Source organism: Alicyclobacillus vulcanalis, from assembly GCF_900156755.1.
Taxonomy (GTDB): domain Bacteria; phylum Bacillota; class Bacilli; order Alicyclobacillales; family Alicyclobacillaceae; genus Alicyclobacillus; species Alicyclobacillus vulcanalis.
This window is the reverse complement of the sequence record NZ_FTOO01000005.1, coordinates 81,445-104,768: the sequence shown is the minus strand read 5'-3', so window position 1 is coordinate 104,768 and position 23,324 is coordinate 81,445. Positions and strand designations below refer to the sequence as shown.

At 66.0% G+C, this 23,324-nt stretch carries 21 protein-coding genes and 2 tRNA genes; 5 read left to right on the top strand and 18 right to left on the bottom strand.

Annotated elements, in window-relative coordinates; genetic code table 11:
* The first annotated feature begins 47 nt into the window (after positions 1 to 47).
* The gene (gene asnB / locus BW934_RS07320) at positions 48 to 1,895 is read left to right on the top strand and encodes an asparagine synthase (glutamine-hydrolyzing) (RefSeq protein WP_076346619.1); all 1,848 of its coding nucleotides are present in this window, start codon (positions 48 to 50) and stop codon (positions 1,893 to 1,895) included.
* Positions 1,896 to 2,209: 314 nt separating this feature from the next.
* On the opposite strand, the gene BW934_RS07315 is transcribed toward asnB, so the two are convergent.
* The 5 genes from BW934_RS07315 to BW934_RS07295 all read right to left on the bottom strand — a co-directional run bounded on the left by BW934_RS07315 (position 2,210) and on the right by BW934_RS07295 (position 6,353).
* Complete coding sequence (locus BW934_RS07315; protein ID WP_143232570.1) at positions 2,210 to 3,319, bottom strand: hypothetical protein; 1,110 nt, start codon at positions 3,317 to 3,319, stop codon at positions 2,210 to 2,212.
* A 224-nt stretch (positions 3,320 to 3,543) separates the two neighbouring features.
* Complete coding sequence (locus BW934_RS15075; RefSeq protein WP_200805731.1) at positions 3,544 to 3,720, bottom strand: hypothetical protein; 177 nt, start codon at positions 3,718 to 3,720, stop codon at positions 3,544 to 3,546.
* Positions 3,721 to 3,833: 113 nt separating this feature from the next.
* On the bottom strand, positions 3,834 to 4,466 hold the full coding sequence (gene mtnB / locus BW934_RS07305) for a methylthioribulose 1-phosphate dehydratase (protein ID WP_076346613.1): 633 nt from the start codon (positions 4,464 to 4,466) through the stop codon (positions 3,834 to 3,836).
* Positions 4,453 to 5,124 carry an MtnX-like HAD-IB family phosphatase gene (locus BW934_RS07300; RefSeq protein WP_076346830.1) on the bottom strand — a complete coding sequence of 224 codons (672 nt, stop codon included), beginning with the start codon at positions 5,122 to 5,124 and terminating at the stop codon, positions 4,453 to 4,455. The genes mtnB and BW934_RS07300 overlap by 14 nt, the downstream gene beginning before the upstream one ends.
* Entirely contained in the window at positions 5,121 to 6,353 is a 1,233-nt protein-coding gene (locus BW934_RS07295; protein ID WP_076346611.1) for a 2,3-diketo-5-methylthiopentyl-1-phosphate enolase, read from the bottom strand. Before BW934_RS07295 ends, BW934_RS07300 begins: the two co-directional genes overlap by 4 nt.
* Positions 6,354 to 6,606: 253 nt before the next feature.
* Here BW934_RS07295 and BW934_RS07290 point away from each other — a divergent pair, with 253 nt between their 5' ends.
* On the top strand, positions 6,607 to 7,149 hold the full coding sequence (locus BW934_RS07290) for a 1,2-dihydroxy-3-keto-5-methylthiopentene dioxygenase (protein ID WP_076346828.1): 543 nt from the start codon (positions 6,607 to 6,609) through the stop codon (positions 7,147 to 7,149).
* 353 nt (positions 7,150 to 7,502) lie between these two features.
* Here the strand turns inward: BW934_RS07290 and BW934_RS07285 are convergent, their stop codons facing one another.
* Positions 7,503 to 8,126 (bottom strand): TetR/AcrR family transcriptional regulator, encoded by a 624-nt coding sequence (locus BW934_RS07285; protein ID WP_076346609.1) that lies wholly within the window; start codon positions 8,124 to 8,126, stop codon positions 7,503 to 7,505.
* Between the two features lie 137 nt (positions 8,127 to 8,263).
* Here BW934_RS07285 and BW934_RS07280 point away from each other — a divergent pair, with 137 nt between their 5' ends.
* Positions 8,264 to 10,441 carry an MMPL family transporter gene (locus tag BW934_RS07280; RefSeq protein WP_143232568.1) on the top strand — a complete coding sequence of 726 codons (2,178 nt, stop codon included), beginning with the start codon at positions 8,264 to 8,266 and terminating at the stop codon, positions 10,439 to 10,441.
* Between the two features lie 109 nt (positions 10,442 to 10,550).
* Here BW934_RS07280 and BW934_RS07275 read toward each other — a convergent pair.
* The 5 genes from BW934_RS07275 to BW934_RS07255 form a co-directional block, all read right to left on the bottom strand.
* A tRNA-Asp gene (locus BW934_RS07275) sits at positions 10,551 to 10,627 on the bottom strand.
* Positions 10,628 to 10,630: 3 nt separating this feature from the next.
* Positions 10,631 to 10,706 (bottom strand) — tRNA-Met (locus BW934_RS07270).
* 64 nt (positions 10,707 to 10,770) lie between these two features.
* Positions 10,771 to 10,992, bottom strand: coding sequence for a hypothetical protein (locus tag BW934_RS07265; protein ID WP_076346605.1), 222 nt, complete (start codon positions 10,990 to 10,992; stop codon positions 10,771 to 10,773).
* Between the two features lie 61 nt (positions 10,993 to 11,053).
* On the bottom strand, positions 11,054 to 11,368 hold the full coding sequence (locus BW934_RS07260) for a hypothetical protein (protein ID WP_076346603.1): 315 nt from the start codon (positions 11,366 to 11,368) through the stop codon (positions 11,054 to 11,056).
* A 176-nt stretch (positions 11,369 to 11,544) separates the two neighbouring features.
* Positions 11,545 to 11,874 (bottom strand): hypothetical protein, encoded by a 330-nt coding sequence (locus BW934_RS07255; RefSeq protein WP_076346601.1) that lies wholly within the window; start codon positions 11,872 to 11,874, stop codon positions 11,545 to 11,547.
* Between the two features lie 101 nt (positions 11,875 to 11,975).
* Here BW934_RS07255 and BW934_RS07250 point away from each other — a divergent pair, with 101 nt between their 5' ends.
* Positions 11,976 to 12,215: a YkuS family protein gene (locus tag BW934_RS07250; RefSeq protein WP_076346599.1), complete on the top strand. Its 240-nt coding sequence runs from the start codon at positions 11,976 to 11,978 to the stop codon at positions 12,213 to 12,215.
* A gap of 42 nt (positions 12,216 to 12,257) precedes the next feature.
* On the opposite strand, the gene BW934_RS07245 is transcribed toward BW934_RS07250, so the two are convergent.
* The 6 genes from BW934_RS07245 to BW934_RS07220 form a co-directional block, all read right to left on the bottom strand.
* Positions 12,258 to 13,199: an ROK family protein gene (locus BW934_RS07245; RefSeq protein WP_076346597.1), complete on the bottom strand. Its 942-nt coding sequence runs from the start codon at positions 13,197 to 13,199 to the stop codon at positions 12,258 to 12,260.
* Positions 13,200 to 13,222: 23 nt separating this feature from the next.
* Positions 13,223 to 14,497: a glucose-6-phosphate isomerase gene (locus BW934_RS07240; RefSeq protein ID WP_076346595.1), complete on the bottom strand. Its 1,275-nt coding sequence runs from the start codon at positions 14,495 to 14,497 to the stop codon at positions 13,223 to 13,225.
* Between the two features lie 74 nt (positions 14,498 to 14,571).
* A complete protein-coding gene (locus BW934_RS07235) occupies positions 14,572 to 15,195 on the bottom strand; it encodes a histidine phosphatase family protein (RefSeq protein WP_076346593.1) in 624 nt (207 codons plus the stop codon).
* Entirely contained in the window at positions 15,192 to 17,549 is a 2,358-nt protein-coding gene (gene helD, locus BW934_RS07230) for an RNA polymerase recycling motor HelD (protein ID WP_076346826.1), read from the bottom strand. Before helD ends, BW934_RS07235 begins: the two co-directional genes overlap by 4 nt.
* Positions 17,550 to 17,687: 138 nt before the next feature.
* Positions 17,688 to 20,042, bottom strand: coding sequence for a YhgE/Pip family protein (locus BW934_RS07225; RefSeq protein ID WP_076346591.1), 2,355 nt, complete (start codon positions 20,040 to 20,042; stop codon positions 17,688 to 17,690).
* A gap of 4 nt (positions 20,043 to 20,046) precedes the next feature.
* On the bottom strand, positions 20,047 to 20,652 hold the full coding sequence (locus BW934_RS07220) for a TetR/AcrR family transcriptional regulator (RefSeq protein ID WP_076346589.1): 606 nt from the start codon (positions 20,650 to 20,652) through the stop codon (positions 20,047 to 20,049).
* A gap of 233 nt (positions 20,653 to 20,885) precedes the next feature.
* Here BW934_RS07220 and pcp point away from each other — a divergent pair, with 233 nt between their 5' ends.
* Positions 20,886 to 21,524 (top strand): pyroglutamyl-peptidase I, encoded by a 639-nt coding sequence (gene pcp, locus BW934_RS07215; protein WP_076346587.1) that lies wholly within the window; start codon positions 20,886 to 20,888, stop codon positions 21,522 to 21,524.
* A 178-nt stretch (positions 21,525 to 21,702) separates the two neighbouring features.
* Here the strand turns inward: pcp and BW934_RS07210 are convergent, their stop codons facing one another.
* Positions 21,703 to 23,319: a gamma-glutamyltransferase family protein gene (locus BW934_RS07210; RefSeq protein WP_076346585.1), complete on the bottom strand. Its 1,617-nt coding sequence runs from the start codon at positions 23,317 to 23,319 to the stop codon at positions 21,703 to 21,705.
* Positions 23,320 to 23,324 lie beyond the last annotated feature (5 nt).

Sequence of the window (23,324 nt, the reverse complement as noted above, 5' to 3'; positions counted from 1 at the left end):
ATTTCGTTGTCTGCGCCTAGCGGCGTCATGCGAAGGAGGAACTGCCCATGTGCGGAATTGCTGGCTGGGTCGATTGGACGCGCGATTTGCGATCCGAGATCGACACTGTGAAACGAATGGGGCAGGCGCTCGTGTCGCGCGGTCCGGATGCGAGCGGCTGGTTCGCGGCGGCGCACGCGCTCTTCGCCCATCGCCGGCTCATTGTCGTGGACCCCGAGGGCGGCAAGCAGCCGATGACCCGGACCGTGAACGGCCGCAGCTACACCATCGTGTACAACGGCGAGCTCTATAACACCGAAGAGCTCCGGCGCGATCTCGCCTCGCGCGGGTACGGCTTCGACGGCTACTCCGACACCGAGGTCCTGCTCGTCTCGTACATCGCGTGGGGCGAGGCGTGCGTCGAGCGCTTGAACGGCATTTTCGCGTTCGCCATCTGGGACCAGGCGGAGGAAAAACTCGTGCTCGGGAGGGATCGGCTCGGCGTCAAGCCGCTGTTTTTCACGCGGATCGGCGAGGGACTCGCCTTCGGCTCGGAGTTGAAGGCGCTGCTCGCACACCCAAGTGTCGAACCCGTCATCGACGAGACGGGGCTGGCGGAGATCTTTGCGATTGGGCCGGCGCGCACGCCGGGCCTCGGGGTGTTCAAGGGCGTCGAGGAAGTGAAGCCGGGCCATCTGCTCATCGCGCGGCCGGATGGCATCTCCGTCCGCCGGTACTGGAAGCTTGAAAGCTATGAGCACACGGATTCCCTGGAGAAGACGGTGGAGACCGTGCGCGACCTGTTCATCGATACGGTCGAGCGCCAGCTCGTGTCCGACGTTCCCCTTGGCACCTTCCTGTCGGGAGGCCTCGATTCAAGCGCGGTTTCGGCCGTCGCGGCGCACTACTACCAGAAGATGGGGCGGGATCGTCTGCACACCTACGCCATTGAGTTCGTGGACATGGAGAAGTACTTCCAGGCCAACGCGTTTCAGAAGAGCCTCGATGGCCCCTGGGCGAAGATGATCGCCGAGCATATCGGCAGCATCCATCATCCCATTGCGTTTGACACGCCGGATCTGGAGCGCCATCTCGCGGATCCGCTCTTCGCGCGCGATCTCCCGGGCATGGCGGATATCGACACGTCACTGTACCTATTCTGCCGCCGCGTGAAGCAGGATGTGACGGTCACGCTGTCCGGCGAGGCGGCGGACGAGGTGTTCGGCGGCTATCCGTGGTTTCACCGCGAGGACGCGCTCGCGGCGGACACGTTCCCGTGGTCGCTGCGGCTCTTCGAGCGCATGGCCATCATGTCGGATGAGCTCAAACAGCGCATTCGCCCGGAGGAGTACGTCAAGGAGCGTTACCGGGAGGCGCTTGCTGAAGTGCCGCGCCTGCCGGGGGAGACCGGTCGGGACGCGCGCGTGAGGGAAATCGGCTACCTGTCGATCACGCGCTTCATGCCCACCCTGCTCGACCGCAAGGACCGCATGAGCATGGCCTCAGGGCTTGAGGTGCGCGTGCCCTTTTGCGATCACCGGCTGGTGGAGTACGTGTTCAACCTTCCCTGGGAGGTGAAGACCGCGGGCGGCGAGGTGAAGGGCATCCTGCGGCTTGCGATGGAAGACTTCTTGCCGCGCGAAGCGTTGTACCGCAAGAAGAGCCCGTACCCGTCCACGCCTCATCCGGCCTACCTGGCGCTGGTGCGCGACAAGGCGCTCGCCATGCTGGACGATCCGTCCTCGCCCATCCTGCCTTTTGTCGACGCGAACGCGATCCGGGCGTTGGCCGAGATGAGCAAGCGCCCCATGGAGCATCGGCCCTGGTTCGGGCAAATCATGGGCACCGCGCAGATGTTCCACTACCTGTGGGAAGTGAACGAGTGGATGAAGGCGTATCGCGTCCGGGTGATCTGATGGCGCGGGACGCCGGGCCGAAGCCTTCGGGCGCGCAACGCGGGTACGTCTCAGGCGCGGGCAAGCTCCAAAGCGGCGAGGCCACGGGCGCGCATACGCGCCGCGCTGATGGCGCAGGCTAGCGGGAGACCGAAGGAGGCTGGTCACCGTGGTGCCCGACTGGCTTTGGGGATTGGCGTTTGTCGTCGGCATCGCCGCTGCGTGGGCCGTGGTTGACATCCGCGTGCGCAGGCACGACGCGCGAACGGGCCGAGATCGATGACTCGGCCCGCGCTCTCGGCCCGCGCTCGCGCGTTTGCCGCAGGCGAAACGTCTCAGGCGCCGGGCGTGAACGTGTAGGTGTCGCGCTCGGTGTTCACAATGCCGACCCCGTTCGAGATGGCAATGCCCACCGGCTTCACCGCCTGCGCAAAGCGCAGCCGCGCGCCCGTGCGCACGTCCAAACCGCCGTACGCCTGCGAGTTGATGGCGTGCCACCACACTTCGTGCCCACCCACCGCCACGTACGACGGCACGGAGGTCACGTTCCACAACTTTCCTTTTTCCTCGTCATACGCCTCGACGCCACCCGCGTTGGACGACCAGGCGATCACGCCATCCGCCGCGTGCAGCGTCGTCGGGTTCTCGTTCGACCCCTGTGCAACCGTTGTCGCGTGACCATCCGCCAAGTTCACGATTTGGACGGTAAACGGGATGTTCTGCGCCACACGGAGCACGTCCTGCGCTCGCTCGAGCACCAGCGCAACCTGCGAGCCGTCGACGGCGAAGTCCGAGATGACCTGGCTTCTCCCTTGCCCCGTCCGACGCATCACGGTGGAACTCGCGCCGGAAGCCAGATTTCGCTCATAGAGCGTCGTTTCAAGCGCCGCCTGGGCCCCGGATCCTTCCACCTTCTGCGTCAGCTCGTACAGATGGTCTCCCACGAGCTGCATCTTCAAGAGCACGCCAGTCGCGGGCGATGCGCGCCACACTTCAGAGGCTCGGCGCGTTTGCGTGTTGTACACGTCCACCCGCGTTTGGCCATCCGACATATCCATGGTGACATCCTGCCACGCAATCCAGTTGCCACTCGCCTGTTCGTCGTACGTCTCCCGGTAAGGCGCCGGGTTGGGCTGCGGCAGATAGGCGTGAAGGGCCGTCGCCCAGATGCGCCCCAGCTCGTACGATCCGGCCTTGGGCCCCCCGGGCACATGGACGCCAGGCGTCGGGCAGAGAAAGCCGGCGGCAGGGCTGTACGCGTCCGCGGGAAAGGCAAAGTTCACGGCCTCGCGCTTCAGAGGCACGGCCGCAGTCTGGGCGGAAGCTGCGCCTTGGGCGGCCTGTCCTGACGGGCCGTGCGGTTGTGCCGCCGTACCACACCCAGCCAGGTACACGGCGCTTCCCGCGAGCCCTAGGGCAACGGTCCATCGGTTCACGTGTCTCACAGAAATCCTCCCATCGAAAGCTTTTGAACGTTTCGACCCATCTGGGACACGCCGGGCTATTCGTCTCCCATTTCCGCCAAAAATCGATGATATCTCACTTTACCCGTAAATTTTCTAATTGTCAATTGATCCTCGAGATGCCTTGGCTCACCAGACGCCAGAACAAAGAGGCCCAAGCCGGATCCCCTTGGGACCCGACTCGGGCCATGGCCACGCTCCATCCGCTAGCGTCTTTCGCCGGGAGAGTCCAGCGGATGCACGGGTTCGTCGTGCCGCCGCATGACGTGATCCCAGTACAACAGGCCGCTCCCGACGAGGATGAGCATGATGGAAAGGATGATCATCCACATGATGGTTTCGGAGTCGAGATCCTGAAACCACGACACGAACTCAGGACCCACGGCGCTCCACCCCGCTTTCACCGGATAGCGTGCGCCTCAGCGCCCCAAGCTATGCGGGCCGCGCGGGCCATCCCGCGCGGGAACGCGGCGTGCGCCGAGCTGGAGACGCGCCGTCATCCGATCATAGGCGATCCGGCGCGGGCAAGATGAAGCTTGTACGCGTATTCGCACAAGAACTCGACCGCCTCCAGATGCCTTCGCGCATCGTCCGGCGTGTCGCCCCACGCGTAGACGCCGTGCGCGCGCACCAGCACCGCCGGGACGTCCGCCTGTGCCGCCTCCGCCACGGCCCATCCCAGCCGCTTTAAGTCCGCCCAGTTCGGCACGATCGGGATGCGCACCACGGCGTCTTCCTCCCAGTGACCAAGCGCCTTCACGAGCTCATGCCCCCGGATCTCGACGAAGCCACGATCGGCGTACAGCTCGCTCGCGAGGTTGTTGTACACGGTGTGCACGTGCACGATGCTGCCACAGTCGAACTTCTGGTACAGCGCGACGTGCACCGTCGTCTCCGCGGACGGCTTGTAGGGTCCCTCGCCCTGCACCCGCATATCGGCATCGAGCAGCAAGACGTCCTCCGGGCGAAGCCGCGCTTTGTCCGCGCCGCTCCGCGTGATGGCAAAGGTGAGGGGCGTATGGCTCACGCGAACCGACAGGTTGCCGCTCGTGGCCGGCAGCCAGCCGCGGCTCGCCGCGAACTGGGCCAGCTCGATCACGCGCGTCCGCGCCTCATCATAGGTGGGCATACACTTCGCTCCTCTTGTCCAAAATCGCGGCCGTGATGTCGTCAAACGTCTCAAACGGCAGGTGGGGCAGCCCGAGCTCGCGCACCAAGCGAAGGAGATCGCTTCGCGCAAAGACGAAGTCGGCCATCTTCGCCGCTTTCACGTCGGTCACCCCGTCGCCAATGGCGATGACGGGATCGCCCGGCTCGACCATCTCGCGGATGACGCGCGGCTTACACAGACCGCAGCCGCCATCGCAAGCCTCGTCGCAGGGCTTCGACCACACGACGCGCAGGCGCGGGCCGCTGGCGTCGATGCGATTGCAGTAGATATCCACCGGCGCTGTGGATAGATTGTGGATAACCGGTTCCACGAAAAAGTCGAATCCGCCGCTGACGATCGCGACCTTCCACCCGAGTTGTGCACAGGTGTGGATAAACTGTGGAAAACCGCGGCGGACGATCGTCGCCTCCTGGGCATAGGCCACCACGTCGGGGTACTTCTCGGACGGAATGAGGGCAAACATGGCCTCGACGCCGTCCTTGACGGATCGCTCGCCTGCCCGCACGGCCTGGATGATGGGCTCGCTGGCTTCCGGCGCGAAGTGGCGCATGATGCTCACAATCATGTCCCGCTCGGAGATGGTGCCGTCAAAGTCGCAGACCACGCGCACCGTCACGAGGGCATCCCCCACTTCTCGAGCGCCTGGCGGAGGGCGGGGCGGTCCTTCGCGGCCTCGGCGAGCGGTAGGCCGCGTTCGACGGCCCAGATGGCGTCGAAGAACGCGCGGCCGCCCATGCGCGCGCCGCCCGGATGGCCGTGGATGCCGCCGCCGGCGTTCAGGACGAGATCGACGCCCAAGTCCTGGTACAGGCGGGGCACAAGCCCTGGGTAGATGCCGGCGGACGGCGCGGGAAGCACGGGCTTGTGCGGCCCGTCCGCCCGCAGATGCGCGAGAAGCCGCTCTGTGGCCGCTTGCCCGAGCGTCACGCTGCCGTACATCGACGGAAAGATGCCGATGTCCGCACCGGCGAGCCGCATGAGCTGTCCCAGCACGATGTCCGCCGCGATGCCGTAGTTGGGCGATCCATAGAGCGCGCCCGACACCGCCGGGTGCGCCAGGATGGGCACGTGGACCTCGGCGTCGCGGGCGAGATCGGCCACCACGTCGTAGCCGTACGCCACAACGTTGACGAGGAGCGCCCCCGCGCCCTGCTCCGCCAACCGGCGGGCGCGATCGCGCAGGCTGTGCACGGGGCCGGTGAGGTTGACGGCGTACGCGGTCTTCCGGCCGGTGCGCTCTGCGATCTCGTCCGCCTTCGCCGCGTACGCGCGGACGCGCTCCTCTGGCGTGGCGTACGCTTCCGTGAAGAAGATTTCGTCGTCCTTGACGAGATCGACGCCGCCCTCGGCCTGCTCCGCAAACGCTTCGACGAGCTCCTCCAGGGTCAGACCGGCGCAGGCCTTGAAGATGCTCATGACGAGCGGGCGGTTGTGGGCTCCAAGCCGATCTCGCACGCCTTGCACGCCGAATTTGGGCCCGGGGAACTGGCGCACGAGCTCGTCCGGCAGCTGAAGCCGCTCGAGGCGGATCTCGCCGTCCATCGACAGCTTGCCAAACACCGTGACGAGGAGCGACGCAAACGTGCCGTTCAGGTTCGCCACGGGGTACGCGATGTCGATCTCGGCCACGACCTCGCCCAGTGCCGCCTCCTCCAGCACGCGGATGCCCTCCACGCGGCCGCAGTGCTTCGCCACTTCCGATTTGCGCGCGGCGGGGAGATCCGTCCATGTGCCGATGGTCAGCCCGACGGCGATGCCCTCCGCCCTCGCCTCCAGTTTGTCCTTTCGCTCCCGCAAGCGATAGGTGGCCACCACATCGCTCGACCCACGATATCCATGGTCCATCTCTGCCACTCCGTTTCCCAGCCGATGTCACAAGGGTTCCGCATCATCGATCTATCCACATCCAGTGGACAATCCAACCGCCATTATACACAACCGGGATCGCGCGTCACACGCGGTTTTCCACAAGGGGCTGTGGATACTGGGGATGAAACTGTGGATATATCTATGGACAAATCCAGAGCGGGATTCTACGATATAGACCAAGCGGCAAGGTGCCCGCACGCATGCATGCAAACACGGGGAGGTCGGCGTGGTGGCCTACGTACGCATTCGAAACACGGGTGAAGAAATTCGCGGTGAAGACGAGGTTCGGGCGTTTCTGAACCAAAACGAGGTCTATTATGATCACTGGGATGTCGACCAGAGGCTTCCCGAGGCGCTGAAGGGCAAGTTTGACCTGTCGGACGCGGAAAAGGACGAGATTCTCCGGGCGCTCGACGAGGAGATTCAGGACCTGTCCCGCAAGCGGGGATATGTGAAGTGGGACGTCATCTCGCTCTCGGAATCGACGCCCAACCTCGACGAGCTGCTGAAAAAGTTTGAGCAGGTGCATACGCACACCGAGGACGAGGTGCGCGCCATCGTGTCGGGCAGCGGCATCTTCATTATCAAGGGCAAGGACGGCGGCTATTTCGACGTCGTGCTGAGCGCCGGAGACGTGATCTCGGTTCCAGAAGGCAACCCGCACTTCTTCACGCTGACCGACGAGCGCAAAGTGGTGGCCGTCCGGCTGTTCATTGATCCGGCTGGATGGGTGGCGCATCCCTTCGAAGACCCAGCGTTCCAAAAAGCGTGATCGCGGCGAATGCGGCGGCCCATGTGGCCGCCTTTTGCTTCGACGAGTGCTGTCGGCCGGGATCGCCCCAAAACCGGAAAAGGTGGCGGCCCGGCCAAGCCGCCACCTCGACGGGCCGCTCGTCAGCAGGACGCCGTCGCAACCGGCGCAGCCGGGACGAACAGGAAGAACAGCACGAAGATGATCAGAAACACGACCGCCCAACGGGTATACCCACCAAACACACCGTACATGAACCTCATCCTCCTTCTCTGCGAGCGTTCGCTATACGGTATGTGGAAAGGCGCCCGAGAGCTTAGACGTTCGCCCGGATCGGGAAAGATGGGCCAGGGCCTAGATTGGGTTCCAGGAGCTCAACGCGGTTCCATGCCCCGCCACAGCAGATCCACGAGTTCGGCCGCGACGGATTCGATGGCGTCCTCGCCGCCGCCGCGCCGTTCAATCTCGAGTTGTGCCATCGCGAGCGCCGCGAGGTAAGCGCGCGCGGCAAACGCGGGGTCCAAAGGGCGCAGCCGCCCTTCGTCCATCTCGGTCTGAAGCGCATTTGCGATATCTCGAATGAGGTTCTCTTCCGCCTGGCGCAGTTCTCTCTGCTGCTCCACCTGAAGAACCGCCTGGCTGCCGCGCATGATGTGATTCATGTCGAGCGTCGCCTCGATGCGAAGCCTCGTGCGGGCGAGCTTCAGCAGCCGATCGTACAGTGGCCCGGGTTCGCGCAGGATGGCCTGCGTGCGCTCGCGGGACACGCGCATCACGTAGAGCATCGCCTGGTGAAACAGGGCGGTCTTGGATCGATAGTAGTAGTACACGACAGCCTTCGTCACGCCCGCCCGCGCCGCGACTTGGTCCATGGAGACGGCCGCGAAGCCGTCCTCCATAAAGCACTGGGCGGCGGTGCGAAGGATCTTGTCCGCCGTCGGCTCGTCCACCTCCACCAGCGGAGGCCGGCCGGGGCGCCGCGATCGCGCGTTTGGCATACGCTCACCTTCTTGTGCTGCATCGCCTTCGATGGTACCGGAGTTGCCCGCCCACTGCAAAGCACGACATCGGTGGCTTTAATATTAACCTTCTGGTATATATAATTTATGCGATCTCATCAGAGGAGGGAAAGGTGTTGGCCCCAACATCCCTTGCACAACGTTTCCTCGCGTTCTTCTTCAGCAAGCTCGGGCGCGCAAGCGTCCTGGGTTTCTGGCTTCTCGTCGCCGGGCTCCTCGTGTCCGCGTTTCCCGCCGCATCCCACGAGGAAAAGAATCAGGCGCAGGCGCTCCCCGCATCGGCGAACAGCGCGGTTGCGTCGGCCAAGGTGCAGGCGTGGTTCCCGGATCGGGCAGGCGTTCCAGCCTTTCTCGTCTGGTACGATCCGTCCGGGCTCACCGCGCGGGACTGGCAGGTGATCCTCAGCACCGTGCGCGACTTGCGCACGCACCCCGTGACCGCCGAGAAGAGCGTGCCACCCCTCGACCTGCTGCCGCTCTCGTCGGATCGCGCCTTTGCATCCCCGGACGGCCAAGCCCTGGCCGTGCCCATCCTGCTCGCTCGGTCCGCCACACAAGATCAAATCGCCGCCGCCGTCCGTGGCATCGAGCAGGCTGTTCAACGGGCGGCCGGCGCACAGGTCCTGAACGCATCCGAAGCGGCGCGCGGCCTGCACGCCTACATCACAGGCCCAGCCGGCATTTCCGTCGACGCCACCAAGCTGTTTAAGCACGCGGACTTCGCCCTGCTTGGCGCGACCACCGTCCTCGTTCTCGGCCTGATGATCGTGTTATACCGGTCGCCCGTTTTGGCCCTCATTCCGCTCGCGGGTGTCGGCGTCGCGTACGCCGTGACGAGCGCGTTGCTCGGCGAAGCGGCGCGTGCGTACGGACTCGCCTTCGATGCGCAGACGCTCTCGATTCTCACGGTGCTTTTATTTGGAGCCGGCACAGATTACTGCCTGTTCCTCATCGCAAGATACCGGGCCGAACTTCGCCGTCACGAACAACCGGTCGACGCCATGCGAGCCGCCTACCCCGGCGCGACAGGCGCCATCCTGATGAGCGGCGCGACCGTCGCTTTGTCGCTTTTGGCGCTTTTGGCGGCCCGATACCCGTCGTTCCACGAGTTCGCCATTCCGTTTGCGCTCGGCGTGATCGTCATGGCGCTTGTCGCCGCAAGCCTCATCCCTGCGCTGCTGCTCGTCCTTGGCCGGGCTGCATTTTGGCCCGTCATCCCGCGCTTTGCGCCGGACGATGCCCGCGCCGGCGAGCCCGGGCGCATTTCGCGCTGGTTGGGGCGATCCGTCGTGCGCCGCCCGCTTGCCGTCGCACTGTCCGGCGCCGTGGCGCTTGCCACATTCGCCTTGGTGGCCCCCCACGCGCGGACGACCTACGACCTGTTGTCGTCCTTCCCCGCTGACATGCCTTCTCGCGAAGGCTACCAGGTGTTGACGCGCCACTTCAGCCCCGGGGCCATCGCCCCCGTGGACCTGGTCATTCAAGGCGGAGACGCGGAGAAAGCGCGCGCGGCCTTGGCGCGCATGGCAGACGTGAAACAAGCGACCGAGCTGGAGGAAAATCGCGCGGTGGACGCGTCGCTCGTCCAGGTCCTGTTGAACGTCGACCCGTACAGCCAGGCCGCCGTGAATGCCATTCCCGCGCTGGAACGCGAGGCGGCAAACGCGGCCCACATCGCCGGCCAAGCGCCCGTTCGCGTCCTGGCGGCCGGTGAGACCGCCTCCGAAGCGGACACGCAGGCCATCACGGCGCGGGATACGCGCGTCGTCATCCCCATCGTGCTCGCCGCGATTGGCCTCCTGCTCTTCGCCTACCTGCGCTCCATCGTCGCAGCCTGCTACCTGCTTGCGACCATCGTGCTCAGTTACGGCGCCGCGCTCGGCATCGGTTGGCTCGTCATCCGTGGCCTGCTGGGCGAACCGGCGATGCAAGGCGCCATCCCGCTCTACGCGTTCGTGTTCCTCGTCGCGTTAGGGGAGGATTACAACATCTTCGTCATGTCGCGCATCTGGGAGCGTTGGCGGCACGAGCCGTTGACGAGCGCGACAGCGGGCGGCGTGGCCGACACCGCGAGCGTCATCACCTCAGCTGGCCTGATTCTCGCCGGGACCTTCGCCGTGCTCGCGTCGCTGCCCATTCAGGTGTTGCTCCAATTCGGCATCGTCACCGCCATCGGCGTGCTCCTCGACACGTTCGTGGTGCGCCCCTGGGTGGTTCCCGCCATCACAGTTCTCCTCGGCGACGCCGCGGGCTGGCCAGGCGGGCGATGGCGGCGAGCGACTCGCAACGGATGAAGCGAGGGGCAGGCGCACACGGCCGCGCCTCCCACCCCCGCCCCATGATCACGACGAAAGGGCCGCCCTCTCGGGCGGCCCTTTCCGAAGAACCGGTACGTATCGACTTTGGCGGAGCCGACGGGATTCGAACCCGCGATCTCCTGCGTGACAGGCAGGCATGTTAGGCCTCTACACCACGGCTCCATCTGGTTGCGGGGGCAGGACTCGAACCTGCGACCTTCGGGTTATGAGCCCGACGAGCTGCCAACTGCTCCACCCCGCGCTATCCGGTTTTCGTTCGCCATCGCGGCGAACGCTTTAGACTATAACACAGGATACCCTAGACGTCAAGGCTCATTCGGCATCTCCACTTCAAATTCCATCAGCGGTTCCGGCTGAAACGGGCGATGCTCCGCCTGCCTCTCCGCGAGGAAGCGCCGAATCTGCTGCTTGACCTCCTGCACCGCATGGCCCTTGTTTTGCCGCAGCGCCCGGCACATCGGGATTTCCGCACACGTCGCCACGTACATGCCGTCCGGCATCTGGAACGTCGAGATGTGAAGCTTCATGCGTCTCACTCCCCATCCCGCATTGTATCAAGCGATCGTCTGAGCGCCAAATCCGGCCGCGCTACGCCAATTGCACGCGCACGATGTTCTCGCCGCGAATGTCGCACAGCGCGAGCGTGTGGTTCAGGTCGTCCGCGAGGGCTCCCAAGATCTCGCTGCGCTCATCCTCCCCCAAGCTCGGATCCACCTCAATCACCTGGTTCACGAGAAGATGGATGGAATCCACATTCGCTGGCCGGATGTGCACCGAGCGGTCGCACCTGCGCTGCAGATGGTGCACGCAGATGCGCTGAACCAAACAGACGATGAGCTGGCGCTCGCGTTCCGTCAACCCGTGATCCGGGTGCCGAATCTGAAGTTGCAATCGGTCGGCCATGCGTCATGCCCCTTGTCGGCGAACAATCTCCACTCTCTCTCGATTCTACAAGAGGCCCGAACCGATTGTCTGCTGGTGATTGTTACCGTTTGAGCGCTCGCAGCCGGCGGCGCACGGCGAATTGGGTCCACCGCCAGGCCATCCCCCTCCCACCGTCGCCGCCCCGCCGCCGATGCTCACACGCGATAAATGGCCGCCCCGACGATGAATAACACCGTCGCCACGACCCATCCCGTCAGCCTCCTGGAGCGGGGCGCCGAGGGCGACGTCAACACGTGCAGAACAATGACCGCCACAATCATGATGATGGGGTGCAGGACAAACGACCAGCCCGGTTTGCGAATCAACCACGTGATGATGCCCAAGAGGATTTGAAGATCGAAGAGCCCGATGACCACGCCGCGCAGTGCCCGCGGCAGGCCCCGCTGCGTCGCCAGCTCCCAGATCGTCGCAATGATCGCCAAAAGGATCAGGACGACGCCAAACACCATATGAACGTGCCCCATCTGGGTCCTACCTCCATCTCGGGCCCATTCCACCGCCCGCATATTCTTCGACCTGACCTCAAACACTAGCCCGTGAACGAACGCCCAAGGAGGGATGCGTCGTGAAAGCCGTGGCTGTGGAACCTGGTCTGACGCCTGTCAAGGAGTATCTTCAAAGCCAGGGCTGCCAGGTGGTTGACATGTCGTCCCACATGGAGCCGTCGGTGGGCGCCGTCGTGATCACCGGGCTCGACAAGAACCTCATGGGAATGCAGAGCGCCATCCAGCAGGTCCCCGTCATCTCCGCCGATGGCCTCTCGCCCGAAGACGTGTACGATCGCGTCAAGGCCTTCCTCCAGTAATCGAAGTGGGTCAAGCCGCGAGGCAGGACGATGGCGCCTGCCTCACAGGCTTTCGATATCCTGCAGGACGAGCCGCGCCGCGCCGAGCACGCCCGCCTGATCGCCGAGCTTCGCGGGTACCAGCCGGCACGCGCGCGCCACCCGCGCGAGCGCCTCCCGTTCAAACGCCTCGGAGAGCGGCTTCATCAGCTGATCCCCCGCGTTGACCAGTCCTCCCGCCACCACGATGACGTCTGGATTTAAAATGTTGGCGACCACGGCGAGCCCCACGGCCAGCCAGTGAATCATCTCGCCGACCACGGCTTTCGCAGCCTCGTCGCCGGCGGCCGCGAGCGCGAACACGTCCTTGGCGGTCAACTCCCCGCCATCGGGGCGCCTGACCCCGGCCTGAAGGGCGTGGCGCACGAGGGCGGTGGCTGAAGCGAGGGTCTCCAGGCAGCCGCGATGCCCGCAGTTGCACAGTTCGCCGTCGTTCTTCACCATGATGTGACCGATTTCACCCGCCATCGTCGAAGCCCCGCGGTGAATGCGCCCGCCGATGACGATGCCGCCGCCCACGCCGGTGCCGAGCGTGACGCACAGCGCCGTGTGCGCGTGTTGGCCCGCGCCGAGCCACACCTCGCCGAGGGCCGCGACGTTGGCGTCATTGTCGACCCGTACAGGTTTGTCTAGCGACGACCGAAGCAGATCCGCTAGCGGAACATCTCGCCAATGCAGGTTGACCGCCTCTTCCACCCATCCGCGCGCCACGTCGAGAAACCCAGCCATGCCCACGCCCGCGCCCGCGACGGAGTCCCAAGCCACGGCCGCCTCGTCCGCCATGGCACGAGCCTCTGCGCCGACCGTGCGGGAGAAGGCCTCCGGCCCCCGCTCAGGGGCCGTGGGGATGGATTTGTCCGCCAACACGCGGCCATCGCTGTCCACGATGGCCAGTTTCACGTTCGTGCCACCAATGTCAATGCCAAGCGCAAGCCTCTGTTCCATCCGTTGCCCCTTCTCCTTGTCACTTACGCCTTCAAGCGCGACCGCATTTCGTTCTTGTACGCCTCGACCCCCGGCTGGTCAAACGGATTCGTCCCCATCAGGTAGCCGCCGACCGCGCACGCAACCTCAAAGAAGTAGACCAGCTCGCCGTACAGCGATTCCGCATCGCCCTTCGCCCGAATCAGAAGGTTGGGCACACCCGCCTCGCTGTGCGCCACCATGACCGACTCCACGGCCACCTCCTGCAGCCGCGAGAACGAAACGCCGTTCAAATACGCGTTCTTCTCGTCGAGGCCCTGCGGCACACGCAGATCCGGCTCGTCCGCGAAGTGCACGTCGAGCACCGTCTCCACGAGGAGTTTGCGCGCGTCCTGCACGTACTGGCCCATCGAGTGCAGATCCGTCGTGTAGCGCAACATCGTCGGGAAGAGGCCCGTGCCGTCCTTGCCCTGGCTCTCGCCAAAAAGCTGCTGCCACCAGCCCGCAAAATCCGCGACGCGCGGCTCGTACGTGACGAGCGCCTCCGCCACGAAACCCTGCTGATACAGAACGTGGCGCGCAAGCGCGTACTGAATGGCCGGGCTCGTCGCCGGGCTATGCTTCGCAAGCTCCTCGCGCATGTGCGCCGCGCCCTGCATCACGCGCTTGTAGTCGATCCCGGCGAGCGCCATCGGCAAAAGCCCCACCGCCGTCAGGACCGAATACCTGCCGCCGATGTCATCCGGGATCGGCAGCGTCACGTACTTGCGCTCATCCGCGAACTGGCGCAGGCTTCCCTTCTCCGCGTCCGTAATGGCGCAGATGCGCCGATTCGCTTCCTCCACGCCGTATCGTTTCTCGAGGTACTCGCGGAACGTGTGAAACACCGCCGATGGCTCGAGCGTCGTCCCCGACTTCGACACCACGACCAACGTGACCTCGCGCTTGTCCAAGTATTGGAGCAAATGGGCGTGGTACGTCGGGCTCAGCTGTTGCCCGGCGAAGATCACCTCGTGCGAGCCCTCGCCGGTAAATTGCGGCTTGGCCATCGAGAGCGCCGACTGCGCGCCCAGATACGATCCGCCGATGCCGATCACGACCGTCGCGTTCGATTTCGCGCGAAAGTCCGCCGCAATCGCGTCCACGTCGCGGTACAGCGCGCTGTGATCGGCCACGGGCCAATCGATCCAGCCCTTCCCGAACGCATCCCGCTCGCGGTTGTGCAGCTCGCCGAGCGCGAACCGCGCCAGCGGCTCAAGCCGCGCCTCATGCTCTTCCGTAAACCATTTTCTCGCTTTTTCCAGGGATAGTTCGATCACGTCTTCCCCTCCTAGCGTCGCGAATCTCCGAAAGTATCTTACCACAACGGACGGCCAAACCATTCCGGCCAGGCCTACTCGTCGACCACAGGCACGCGGTTGAGCGCGTGCAGCCGAACGCCCTCCTCCTCGCTGTACTCAAGGATGTTGAGACACGCGTTCTCCTGGACGATCCGCCGGTAGTGGCGGGCCTCGATCCCCATCAGGCCGAGGATCAGCAGGCGGTTGAGCGTGTTGTGGGCGACGATGACGAGATCGCCCCCGCTGTAGCGCGACACCACGTCGAGGAAGGCGTCGACGGCCTCCTGCTGGCGCTCGTCCAAGTTGTCCCCGCCCGGGATGGCCGCGCCCTCGGGGCGCACGAGCCATTCGGCGTACAAGTCGGGGTAGAGCCGATTCACCTCGGCCCGCGTGAGCCCTTCCCAGGCGCCGAAGCCCACCTCGCGAAAGCCCGGGTGCGCCACGAGGGGACAGTCCTCGGCGCCGGGCAGGGACTCGCGGATGGCCACGGCGGTCTCGCGGGATCGGCGCAGGCCGGAATGGACGATGGCCGCAGGCCGAACCCCGCGGATGAGGCGAGCCGCGCGCCGGGCCTGCTGCCAGCCGAGCGCCGTCAAGCCGACGTCGGAGGTGCCGCAAAACCGCTCGCCGTCCGCGTTGTACACGGTCTGGCCGTGCCGGAAGAGATAAATCTTCACCGCGAGCTCACCTCCGCCGGGTCCACGCGCTCGTAGGTGTCTTGGGGCTGCGCGAGGATCCACGGGCTCGGCTCGCCCACGGAGACCATGCGCAGCTCGTGCATCGCGCGCGTGCAGGCCGTGTAGAGGAGCTGCCGCTCGAAGTTCGTGTGATACTGGGCCCGCGACGCATTCGCCAGGATGACGCCGTCAAACTCGACGCCCTTGGCCAGGTAGACCGGCGCCACCACCACGCCCGGCTCGAGGCTCACGGCGCGCTTGTCGAGGCGCCGAAGCTTCACGCCGCGCTCTTCGAGCAAGCGCACCAGTCCATCCGCCTCGGCCTGCGTCTTCGTCAGCACCGCTTTCGTCTGGTGGCCCCGCGCCGCAAATTCGCCGAGCCAGCGGGCGATCACGTCCGCCTGCTCCGCCTCACTCGACGCCACGGCGAGCTTGGGCAGTGTGCCGTCGCGATCGAACGGCTCAATGGCTTCGCCGCCTTGCACCATACCGCGCGTGAACAGCACGATTTGGCGCGTCGAGCGGTAGCTCTGCCCAAACTGCACCCGGGTGAGACCGGGAAAGAGGCGCGCGAGCTCGTCGTCCTCGAGGATGCCGGGGCGATGGGGCGACACGAGCTGGTGCGGATCGCCAAGCATGGTGATGCGGCTGTACGGGAAGAGGCTGCGGATGAGGCGCAGCTGGAGCAGGGAGTAGTCCTGCACCTCGTCCACCAGCACGTGGCGGATGGGCGCGCTCACCGCGCGGCCAAGGATTTGTTCCTTCATGTACAAATAGGGCGTGGCATCCTCGTACCAGAGCGTGCCCTCGTCCATCTCGCGGAGGGTCTGGCGGCACATCTGATCCCAGTCGCCTGCCTCGAAGCCGGCGGGTGGGTGGTTCGCGGCCGCCTCAAACCACGCGCGGTACATGGCCGCCGTGTCCACAAAGCGGAGCGACTCGACGAAACGCCGGACGGGCCGAAGCATGCGCCGCAGCACCTCGCGCCCGAGCAGCCTGCGCGCCTCCTCCTGCTCGTCGAGATCCGGCCGCTCTCGCTTTCGCTTGGCGGCCATCCGCTCCGCGCGCCGGTACGCCTCGTCCGGCAGCCCGTCGACCTCCTTCTGCACCCAGTCGGCGAGCGCCTCATCGCGCTCGAACTCGCGCAGGCGATGTAAGAGCTCCTCTTTGACGAGATCGACGCGAAGCGGCAGGCGAAGCCTGGGATCCGTCGCGTCAAACATCGACTTCACGTCGGTCGCGGTGGCGATCACGCGGCCTTCCACGAGAATCGGGTGGAATCTCATCTTCGGCGCAAGGCCCGCGACGTAGCGGTCGATCTCGTCCGCAAACGCCTTCGACGCCTTGTAGCGCACAGCCCGGGCCATGCGGCTGTCCTCGCCCGCCTCGAGCAGGCGCTCCATCTGGTCAAACGGGTCCTCGACGACAAACTCGTCGCCGAGCCTTGCGCACAGGTAGTCGTAGAACGTCGCCTGCTCGATGTTGTCCTCGCCGAGCTCGGGCAGCACGTTCGAGATGTACGACATGAACAGTGGATTGGGCGAGAAAAAGAGCATCTGGCGCGCGTCGAGATCGCCCCGGTGCTTGTAGAGCAGGTAAGCGGCGCGCTGCAGGGCGGCCGACGTCTTGCCGCTGCCGGCGGCACCGGTGACGAGGAGTGCTGGCGATTCGTCATCGCGGATGACGACATTCTGCTGGCGCTGGATGGTCGCCACGATGTTGTGCATCTGCGCGTCGGATCGGCGCGAGAGGGCGTACATCAGAAGCTCGTCCCCGATGGTGAGCCCCGCGTCGAACATGGCTTGGATCACGCCGCCGCGGATGACGAACTGGCGCTTGAGCAAAAGCTCGCCGCGCACCGTCCCTGCCGGGGCGCGAAACGAGGCGGGGCCGGGCAGCGCGTCGTAGTAGACGCTCGAGATGGGCGCGCGCCAGTCGTGCACAAGGAACGTGTGTTCGCGCTCGTCCCGGAACGACGCAATGCCGATGTAGATGGGCTCCGCCTCGCGCTCGCCCTCGTAGCGGAAGTCGATCCGCGCGAAGAACGGCGAAGACACCTGGCGCTCGAGCGTGCGCTGCGTCTTGACGGCCTGCTGATAGCGCCGCTCCCGCTCGCCGAGCACTTCCGCCTGCTGGCGAATGGCGAAGTGGGTCTCGACGAGATCGTCCAACGTGCTCAGGTTGATGGTCACGTCGTCCCAGAAGTGCCTGCGAAATTCGACGATCTCGCCGCGAACGCCTTGCATCGTGCCTTGAAGCTCGGCGAGTTTGTCGCGCATGGCGGCCACGACGCGATCGACGTACGCCTGTTCCGCGCTCCACTCGGGGTGTTGCGCCATGGGCTGTTGTTCCATGCGACCGGTTTCCTCCTTCGGCGTGGCCTGCGCAAGCCGCAAAGGCGGGGACGCCTCCGGGCGCAAGGCCACCTCAACAGACGGAGGCGCTCCCGCCACGTGCGGGGGAGCGCCTCGGATGGAGTTCTAGGTTTCAGTTTACACCGTTTTGGGCTCGCCGCGCCGCTCGCGCCGCAAGAATTGTGCAAAGGCGAGCCAACCCAGGGCGACAAACGCCAGAAGGTACGCGGCCAGTTGGGCGACATCGCGGGCCATCAGGGACGGATCGCCCCCACCGACGAGGTAGCGGAAGCCGCTCACGGTCGCGTACATCGGCAGCCAGGGGCCCACGGCCTGGAAGAAGGGCGGCGACAGGCTCACGGGGTAGGTCCCGGAGGTCGAGGTGAGCTGCAGGATGAGCAGCACGATGCCCAAGAAGCGGCCGGGGTTGTCGAACGCGGCCACGAAGACGAGCAGAATGGACGCAAAGACGGCGCTCGCAAAGAGCGAGAACAAGACGAACGCAAGCGGATGGCTCGTGTGCACACCGATGAGCCCGAGCACGACGGCGTCTGCGATGAGCGCCTGGGCCCATGCGAGAGCGACGACAAACAGCCACTTGGACAAAAACCAACCGGCCGCGCTCTTCGGCCTGCCGTACGGCTGACGGAAGGGGAAGATGACGCTCATCATCAGGACGCCGACGTACAGCCCGAGCGACAGGAAGTACGGGGCAAAGCCGTTCCCGTACGTCTGGATGTCGCCGAGCTCCACTTGGTGCAGCGAGACGGGGTGAGCCACGGCAGACAGAATCGCGCTGCCATTCAGCGCGTCAAGCTTCTTCGCGCCACCGGCGAGGTGGTCAGCGAGAGCGTCGGACCCGCTCGCCAGCTTCCCAACGCCCGCCTGATACGCGGAGAGGCCCTGGGCGAGCCGCTCGCCACCCTGCGAGAGCGAGGCCGCCCCGCCCGCGAGCGCATCGCTTCCCGCCGCCAACTTGGCGGCGCCCGCCTGAAGCTGCGCCAGTCCGCCGTGAAGCGACGCCGAGCCCTGTTCCGCCGCGCTCAAACCCTGCGCGAGGCGGCTTGCACCCCCAGCGATTTGCTCGGCGCCCGCGGCCAGGCTGCCGGAGGCCGCCTGAAGCTTGGCGCCGCCCTGCGCCACCCGCGTTGCGCCCTGCGCAAGCTGCAGAAGGCCCTGTTGCAGCGGCGCCGCGCCCGTTTGCGCTTGGTGCAGGCCGCTCGCCAGCGCGCCTGCGCCCGTCTTGAGCTGCGACGCACCCTGCGAAAGCCCCGCGGCTCCCGCGGCCAGTTGACCGTTGGCCGACGCCGTCTGCGACGCGCCCGCCGCCAGCTTGGCGCTCGCCGCCACGAGGGACTGATAGGCGGGCGAAGCCGCGAGCGCCGGGTTCGCCTGCGCCAACGCCGCGATGGCATCGGCCAGCTGCTTGGCGCCCGCCGCGACCTGTTGCGATCCGGCCGCGGTCTGATTGGCCGCCTGCGCGAACTGCGAGATATTCGCAGCCAACGATCCGGCACCTGAAGCGACCTCATCGGCGCCCGTCGCCAACTTGCCCAGATTCGACGTCAAGGCGCTCGCCCCCGCCGCGAGCTGTGAGGCGCCCTGGCCGACCCCGCTTGCGCCTTGACCCAGCGCCTTTGCCGCGGCGCCAAACTGCTCCGCCTTCGCCGCCCACGTGGATGCGCCTGCCGCGAGCGACTTTGCGCCCTGATGGGCCTTCGCGAGCCCCTCGTCCAGGCTGCCTGCGCCCGTCAACGCCGCGGAAGCGCCCTGTTCCAGCGCGCTCGCGCCTGTCGACGCCTGCCGAAGGCCCCCCGCCAGCCGATCCGCCCCCTGCGACAGCTGTGAGGCCCCCGTGACCAGCGCTTCGCCCTTGTGCTGCAACTCGCGCGCGCCGGAAGCGATCTCGCCCGCGGCGTTTGCGGCCTTCTCAAACCCCTCGCGGGAACCGCTGAGCGCATTCACCAGCGACTGCGTGTACGACTGAGCCAGGCCGAGCGCCGTCTGCGACGCGAGCTTCACCGCCGCGTTTCGGCCAATGACGCCCGCGATGTAGTTGTAGCGATCGTTCGTGACGCTCTGGAGTTCCGGCGCTGGGGCGTTCGCGTGCTCGGCGCGATCGACCACCCGCTGGGAAAAGTCGCGCGGGATGACGATCTCCATCGCATACGCGCCGTCTTTCATCCCGGCGGACGCCTGCGCAGGCGTCGTAAAGCGCCAGCCGAGGCTGTGGTCCTTCTTCAGCGTGTCGACGAGATGGCGCCCGGCGTCCAGCTGCTGGCCGTGGAATGAGGCCCCCTGGTCCTCATTGACCACGGCGACCGGCAGGCGGTCCAGGTGGCCGTATGGGTTCCAGAACGCCCAGAGAAACGCGCTCGCATACAACACGGGAATGAGCGCGATCCCGACGGCCTGAATCAGCATCTTGGGTGCGCGGAGCCGCGCGAACTCGCGCAGGACGCTCGAAGGCTCCGCGGTTTCAAGCGTGCTCATGTCCTCACCCCCACTCGTTTCCTCGCGCTTGGCCTTGCTCCTCATCGGCCCGAAGGCGCAGGCCGTCGACGAATACGCCGGTGAACAGGTGGTACAGATCGTCCTCCGCCAGGTGCCCTCCGACGGACGGAAAGTCGCGCAGCACTGCCGTGTAAGCGCGGAAAAGGACGAACGCGACGAGATCCGCGCGGCAGGGCCGCACGACGCCGAGCTCCATGCCGCGGCTCAGGTAGCGCGCCAAGTAGTCGAGGATGGCGCGCTCGATGGCCGCGAGCCCTTCCCGCGCCTGCTCCGTGCCAAACTGGCGAACCTCCTGGGCGAGTTTGGAGACGATGGCGTGATCGCCCCGGAACTGCATCAAAGTGCGCAGGCCGCGCTCGAGGTTGTGAAAATAGTCGTCGCCTTCGCGCTGCGACGATTCGAAGGCTTCGCGCACCTGCTGGATGATCTCGCCCAGCATGTGCTGAAACAGCGCCTCTTTGCTGGGAAAGTGAAGGTAAATGGCGCCCTTGCTCACCCCAGCGAGGCGCGCAATCTGATCCATCGTCGTACCTTTGTAACCGAACTCGGAGAACGCTCGCTTGGCTGCGTCCTCGATGCGGTCCCGCATGATGCATCCCCGCCTTTTCCGAAATGCGACCTTTTTCCTGATGCCCAAGGTGCGGTCTACACACGGCTCTGTTCTGACCAAAATTCTAAATCAGTCAGTTGGTCAATGCAAGCGACAGGCGCGCGTTCTCGTGTTCACGCGCGACAGGATTTCCACGAAGGAAGCGCGAACAGATCAAGGCGTAGGAAACCGCGGGTACGCCGCGGAAATTGGACGGCGATGGGGGAAGGCCCATGGACGCAATTTTGGTGACAGGATTTGAACCGTTCCAAGGCGAGGCGCTGAATCCGTCGTGGGAGGTGGCGAGATCGCTCGCCGGAGAGACCCTCGGCGTCCACTATAAGATCATCGCCCGGCGGCTGCCCACGGTGTATGGGCAGGCGGGCGAGGAGCTCGTCCAGGCCATCCGGGACATCGAGCCGCGCGCCGTCGTGTGCCTGGGCGAGGCCGGCGGGCGCACGCACGTGACCCCAGAGCGCGTCGCCATCAATATCATGGACGCGCGCATCCCGGACAATGCGGGCCAGAAGCCCGTGGATGAACCCATTGCGCCGGACGGCCCCGCGGCCTACTTCTCGACGTTGCCCATCCGGGCCATGGTGGAGGCCATGTGCCAGGCCAACGTGCCCGCGCACATCTCGAACACGGCGGGCACATTCGTCTGCAACGACACGTTCTACCGCCTGATGCACTTCATCGCCGAACAAGCCCCTGGCCTCATTGGCGGCTTCATCCATGTGCCGTACATGACCGAGCAGGCGCTCAACAAACAGGCGCCGTCGCTGCCGCTGGCGACCCTCACCGCGGGCATTCGCACGGCGCTCACCGTGGTGGCCTCGGCGCTCGGCCCCTCGAGCGTGCCGAGGTGCTGACCGCACGCGCTCGATGGCAAAGGCGGCCTTGCGCCCCTCAGGCCTGCTTCAAACGCATGGGCCTGCGGCCGACTGATCCGTCTGCCACAGGCCCATCGCGCATGTATGAATGGGCACGTCCCTGCCCAAGCCCGCTTCGCCGCTTGAACGCCCAAGCCGCGAGCACCTATCCGCCGCATCACCAGGCCGCAATCGACCCGTCCGCGCGCGGCTCTGTCGCGCCGGCCAAGGCGCCATTGGGCAACCTCCAGATGACCTGTCCGCGGCCAAACGGCGTGCCGTCCTCCGTCACCTCGACCTCATGGCCGCGCGCCCGAAGTTGGGCGATCACGTCCTCCCCCATGGCGGCCTCGACCTGCACCTGTTTCCCCTGCAACCACTGCCAGCGCGGCGCGTCGAGCGCAGACTGCGGGTTGCGGGCGAGATCGAGCATCTGCACGAGCACCTGCACATGTCCCTGCGGCTGCATGAACCCGCCCATGACCCCGAACGGGCCGACCGGTTCCCCGCCCTTCGTGAGAAAGCCAGGGATGATGGTGTGATACGGGCGTTTGCGGGGACCGAGGGCGTTCGGGTGCGACGGATCCATCGAGAAGTTGTGCCCCCGATTCTGCAGCGAAATGCCCGTGCCCGGCACGACGATGCCCGAGCCAAAGCCCATGTAGTTGCTCTGAATGTACGACACCATGTTGCCCTCGCCGTCGGCGGCGCACAGATACACGGTGCCCCCGTAATACGGCCGCTGTACTGGCGGCAGGTGCGCCGTATCGCCAATTTTCGCGCGCAGCGCCTCGAGGTGCTCCTTTGACACCAGCGCTTCCGGTTGCACGCGCATGAAGCGCGGATCCGCGACTTCGCGGAGCGCGACGCTGAAGGCGAGCTTGATGGCCTCGATCATCGCATGCGCGCGGTCGGCCTCGCTCATGCCGGCGAGATCGATCCCGTCGAGGGCGCCGAGCGCCATGAGCGCCACGATGCCCTGGCCGTTCGGGGGCAACTCCCACACGTCGAATTCCCGGTAGCGCACGGAGAGCGGTTCCACCCACTCGGGCTTGTAGGCGGCGAGATCCGCCTTGGACAGGAGGCCGCCTGTCTCGCGGGCGAACGCGTCGATGGCATCCGCAAGATCGCCCTCGTAAAACGCGCGGGCGCCCGACTGTGCAATCGCTTCCAGCGTGCGCGCGCCGTCCTCGTTGCGAAACACGTCTCCCGGGCCCGGGGCATCGCCGCCCGGGGCGAACAGGGCGAAGAACGGTTGGTGCTCGGGGCCCGACAAGCGCGAGCGGTAGGCCTCCATGGCGCGCCGCCAGTTGCGCGCCGTCACAGGCTGGACGGGGAACCCGTCCCGGGCGAGATCGGCGGCCGGCGCGAGCACGTCCTTCAGCGGCAGCCGGCCGAACCGCTCGACGAGCGCTGCCCACGCGGCCGGCGCACCGGGCACGTTGACCGGCAGCCAGCCGTGCGTCGGAAGCGCGTCGAGCCCCCGGCGGGCGATCTCGTCCAAGGTCAATCGCTCGGGCGAGTGGCCGCTGGCGTTTAAGCCGTGCAGTTTCCCGTCCTTCCACACGATGGCGAACGCGTCGCTGCCAATGCCGTTGGAGGTGGGCTCCACGATGGCCAACGCCGCCGCAGCCGCCACGACGGCATCGATAGCGTTGCCGCCGCGGCGCAACACCTGAAGCCCCGCCTCCGAGGCGAGCGGCTGCGTCGTCGCCACCATCCCCCGGCGCGCGAATACCACCGTGCGCCGCGATCCAAACGCGTATTCCGTCGCATCCCAGTTCGGCTTCACCATGCGCC